Here is a 4,579-nt window from a genome sequence, read left to right on the forward strand (position 1 = left end):
TGACCGTAGCCTCGCATGTGTGCTGTGTCGGCCCGCTCCACGGCCAGCGGTAGTGCCATTCGTGAACCGCCGCCGACCGGCGACCACGCGACCACGGTTCCGATCTTGTACTGGCGCGCCCGTAGCGGCCTGGCCAGGCTGATCCCCGACGATGCACCTGCGCCAGCCCGGGGAGAGATCATGGACGTTGCCTGCGTGGTCGTCGGCGGTGGCCCGGCAGGGTTGGCGGCAAGCGCCGCGCTGACCGACCGTGACGTGGAGCATGTGGTGCTCGAACGCGGCCGTCCGGGACAGACCTGGCGATCCCAGCGGTGGGACTCGTTCCGGCTCAACACGCCCGGCTGGGCCAACGCGCTGCTCGGCGACCAGGACCGCGACGCGTTCCTGACCGCCGCCGAGGTCGTGCGACGGTTGGATCGGCTGGCCGCCGCATGCCCGGTTCGTGCCGGCGTGGAAGTGCACAGGTTGGTCCCCCACGCCGACGGCTTCGTGCTGGACACCGGCGCCGGCCGGGTCCGATCGCGAGCTGTGGTGGTCGCGACCGGCGGCGAGAACGTGCCCCGACTGCCCACCCTCGCACGGAAGCTGTGCCCTCAGGTCGCGCAGCTCCACGCGGCCGACTACCGCGAGCCGGCGGAACTGCCCGCCGGCGCCGTTCTCGTCGTCGGCAGCGGGCAGTCCGGCTGCCAGATCGCCGAGGATCTCGTCCTTGGTGGCCGGCGGGTCATCCTCGCGACCAGCCCGGTCGGCCGGGTCCCGTGGCGCTACCGCGGCCGCGACACTCAGGAGTGGCTCTTCGACGCCGGCTTCTTCCACCAGCGCATCAATGATCTGCCCGACCCGGCGTTGGCGCACGTACCGCGCCCGATCTTCGGATCCGGTGGACGGAGCTTGAGCCTGCAGTCGCTGGCCCGCGCCGGCGTGACCCTGACTGGTCGGATGACGGCCGTGGCCGACCACCGGATCACCGTCGACGACTCCCTGGCCGACAATGTCGCCGCGGGCGACGCCTTCGCCGCCCGGGCACGCGCGATGGTCGACGACATCATCCGCCGTGACGGCATCGACGCGCCGACCGCCGAACCAGACGCGACCGACGGGGCCGTCGACCTGCCATCCACCACAGCCGTCGATCTGCTCGCGGAGGGTGTCGGCTCGGTCGTGTGGTGCACCGGCTTCACCGGTGACTTCTCCTGGCTCTCCCACAGCCTGCTCAACGGCGCGGGACACCCGGCCCACAGCGGCCCGGCCGCCGCCACCGTGACCGGCCTGTGGTACCTCGGCCTGCACTGGCTGACCCACCGCAGCAGCGACACGCTCAACGGCATGCCACGCGATGCCGCCCGGGTCGCCGACGCGGTGCGCGCACACCTCGACCATCCCCACCGGCCATAGCTCACGGGCCAGATGGCACCTGGCCCACAAGCACGGTCAATGTCACGCCGCCACGCCGACCATTGAGACATTCTCAAACACGCTCTTAGTCACGAACCGGCGCATGTGATCACCAGCCTCACGGGTGGACGATCGACGCGGTCCACTGCCCAAAGGGCATGAAGTCCGACGCAGGCGGTGGCTTCATCGGGTCCTGCTCGGCCTCGACCCGGGTCCGGACGGGCTGCGCTGCGAGCCCAGCCTCACCGCGACTACGCATGCGGCTGAACCAGTCCGGATGGCCTCTACCCTCGACTTGTGCGGCAAGCACGTCGTGGCGCGACCAGCCGGGTATGCCTCGGCCCGACGAGGAGGAGCGATGAGACTGACTACCTACCTGCGCCATCCTTGGACGGCCGTGCTTGCCCGGTGGGGCCGCATCCCCGGGATCCGCACCGCCAAGGTCACGCTCGCTGCCGTGTTGGCCTATGTCGCCGCCGATCTGCTGAACACCACTGCATCACCGATTCTCGCGCCGCTGACCGCCATCCTGGTGGTGCAGCTGACCGTGTTCCAGACGGTCGCCGAAGGACTGCAGCGGGTCCTGAGTGTGCTCGCCGGCGTCCTGGTCGCCGTCGGGCTCGCCACCGTCGTGGGGCTGAGCTGGTGGAGCCTCGGGGCCGTGGTGGCCGTGAGTCTCGTACTCGGGCAGGTCCTCCGCCTGGGGCCGCACACCCTGGAGGTACCGATCAGCGCGATGCTCGTCCTTGCGGTCGGCGGCGCCGCGGCGTCGCAGGCGGCGGCCGGCCGGGTGTACGAGACGCTCATCGGCGCGGCGATCGGCATCGCGGTGAACTTCGCGATCGCGCCTCCGGTGCATGTGGAATCCGCCGGCTCGGCGGTAGCCGGCCTGGCCACCCGCCTGGCGGACTTCTTGCGCTCGCTGGCCACCCAACTGCACGACGGTTGGTCGCGTCAGGCCGCGCAGAACTGGCTCACCGCGGCCCGAGGCCTGAGCGCATCGGTACTGGAGGCCGATCACTCGCTGGTCCGGGCGGAGCAGAGCGCCGTGCTCAACCCACGTGGCGGCGAGGTCCGCGTGGCGCAGCCGCGCCTGCGCACGGCCCTCACCGCGATCGAGTACTGCACCATCGTCGTCCGTACCCTGTGCCGGGAGATCTTCGACCGGACCTTTTACCTGCCGACGGAACTGGAGGCGGAGGTCTATCCCTCAGAGGCCCGCCTGGCTCTCGCCGACGTGCTCGACGTCGCCGCCGCGGCCTTGGACGGCGTGGCCACCGTCGCCGCGGGCGGTGAGCCGGTCGAGATCGCCCGCGCCCGCGTGGCCGAGCAGCTGGACGAGCTGTACCAACGGCGCGAGCTGCTGGGCCGACTGCTGCTGGTCGACCCGCACGCCGACGCCGCGGCCTGGCAGCAACACGGCGCGCTGCTCACCGCGGTGGATCGGCTGCGGGTCGAGATCGAGGCGGCGGTACGTCCTGCCGCCGAGCCGTGGCGCCCGCCGTCGCTGACCGAAGGGCCGCGACGGGCGGCGCGGCGCGTCGTGGGCGCCGCCGAGCAGACCCTGCCACTGGTCACCGACCGTTCCCGGCAGGCGGTTCGGCGAGTGATGGACGTCGCCGCAGAAGCCGCGGCGGAGGCGGCGGCGAATTTGGCCAACCCCGATCCACGGGCGGCCCGTCCCCACAGGCGGGATGCCGGCGCGAGCCTGCCGGTCGAGCAGGCGGCCGCCGACGCCGCAGCGGCCGCCGTCCGGGCCGCCGCGGACTCCCTCGCCGAGGAGGAGGCGGCGAAGCACCCGCCGCGACCGGGCACCACCGAGCCGAAAGCCGACCAGGAATGACCGTCGAGCAGGCGCAACACCTGCGCAGCCTCGGATACCGCGCGTTCAGGGCTTTCACTTCGCCAGGCCCATGACCCCTGAGGAGTTCACCAGATGTCGGACTGACGCCGAAAGTGTCTCTTAAGCGCCCCTGGCAGACTCGTTTCGATGTCACCCCGTCGGACACGGTCACCCTGGGCGATCTGCAATTCGGCACCGATGTGAAGGTCCGATTCGGTGAGCTCGGCGCGTACCACGTCAATCTGCCGATGGCAGGCTCGTTGACCTGGCGGCAAGGTCGCACCGGCCCTCTGCAGGCCACGACGAGAACCGCGGCGTCTTCCAGCGGGTCGGTGACACCTCCCTCGAGAAGTGGGATGGCGACTGCCGGTTGCTGGCCGTGAAGATCGACCGCGCGACGCTGGAGAACGAACTCGCCCGCCTCCTCGACGCTCCGGTCCGCTCGCCGGTCACGCTCGCGCCGACCATCGACATCACTCGTGGGCCGGGTGCCAGTTGGCTGCGCCTTGTCCGGCTGCTGGCCGCCGACGCCACCCAGCCTCAAGGTCTGATCCACCACCCCGTGGCCGGGGCCCGGCTGCAAGAGGCCCTGATCGCTGGACTGCTGAGCGCCACGGACCACCCGTACCGCGACCGGCTGGAGCGCCCGAGCGCGGTAACGGCAGCGCCGGGTGCGATCCGGCGTGTCGTCGAGGCCATGCGGGCGGACCCTGGCAAGCCGTTCACCGTCGCCGACCTCGCCGGCGTCGCCGGCGTCAGCGTTCGAAGCCTGCAGGATGGTCTCCGGCGCTATGTCGGGACGGCGCCGATGACCTACTTGCGGCACGTGCGCCTCGCCCGTGTCCACGAGCACCTGCGTCAAGCCGACCCTACGGTGCATACCGTCACCGAGATCGCCTACCGCTACGGCTTCACCCACATGGGCCGCTTCGCCGGGGAATACCGCGCCCGGTACGGTACCTCTCCCCGCGAGACCTTGCGGAGGTAGCGACGGTCAGTGGTGCATCGCGAAGCGCCGTACCGTAGAGCAATCCTCAGTTTCGAGGCGGGCCGGACGATAGGGTCGCTCGGAGGCGATATGGAGCCGCGGGAGACGTCAGGGATCACGGTGCACGCCATCCTGCGCTTCGTCGAGGAGCGTGGTGGCGAGGCGGCCGTCCGGCAGGTGCTGGAACGGGCCGGCGCATCCGCTGATCGCGAGGCCTACCTCGACAAGCGCCGCTGGTGGTCGTACGAGACCAAGATTTCCCTGTTCGCGGCCGCGGCGGACGTCCTCGGCGACGACAAGGTGGGCCTGGGGGTGGCCGAAGCCGCTCTGACGCACAGCGTCGGCGCGGCGGA

Annotated in this window: 5 protein-coding genes; all 5 read left to right on the forward strand. The window is 71.0% G+C overall.

Annotated elements, in window-relative coordinates; genetic code table 11:
• Window positions 1-180 precede the first annotated feature (180 nt).
• Window positions 181-1,395: an NAD(P)/FAD-dependent oxidoreductase gene (locus AB0M20_RS28725; protein ID WP_364303435.1), complete on the forward strand. Its 1,215-nt coding sequence runs from the start codon at window positions 181-183 to the stop codon at window positions 1,393-1,395.
• A gap of 358 nt (window positions 1,396-1,753) precedes the next feature.
• Window positions 1,754-3,238 (forward strand): aromatic acid exporter family protein, encoded by a 1,485-nt coding sequence (locus AB0M20_RS28730; protein ID WP_364303436.1) that lies wholly within the window; start codon window positions 1,754-1,756, stop codon window positions 3,236-3,238.
• Window positions 3,239-3,351: 113 nt separating this feature from the next.
• Window positions 3,352-3,621 (forward strand): hypothetical protein, encoded by a 270-nt coding sequence (locus AB0M20_RS28735; protein ID WP_364303437.1) that lies wholly within the window; start codon window positions 3,352-3,354, stop codon window positions 3,619-3,621.
• A complete protein-coding gene (locus tag AB0M20_RS28740; RefSeq protein WP_364303438.1) occupies window positions 3,618-4,226 on the forward strand; it encodes an AraC family transcriptional regulator in 609 nt (202 codons plus the stop codon). The genes AB0M20_RS28735 and AB0M20_RS28740 overlap by 4 nt, the downstream gene beginning before the upstream one ends.
• A 90-nt stretch (window positions 4,227-4,316) precedes the next feature.
• Window positions 4,317-4,579 (forward strand): hypothetical protein (locus AB0M20_RS28745; RefSeq protein WP_364303439.1); only part of this gene is annotated, 263 nt, incomplete at its 3' end.

The organism is Actinoplanes sp. NPDC051633 (genome assembly GCF_040681735.1).
GTDB lineage: Bacteria > Actinomycetota > Actinomycetes > Mycobacteriales > Micromonosporaceae > Actinoplanes.

What these genes read in the sequence shown, in the direction of transcription:
- AB0M20_RS28730 (WP_364303436.1), top strand. Translation starts at nt 1,754, where the DNA reads ATGAGACTGACTACCTACCTGCGCCATCCTTGGACGGCCGTGCTTGCC.
- AB0M20_RS28725 (WP_364303435.1), top strand. Translation starts at nt 181, where the DNA reads ATGGACGTTGCCTGCGTGGTCGTCGGCGGTGGCCCGGCAGGGTTGGCG.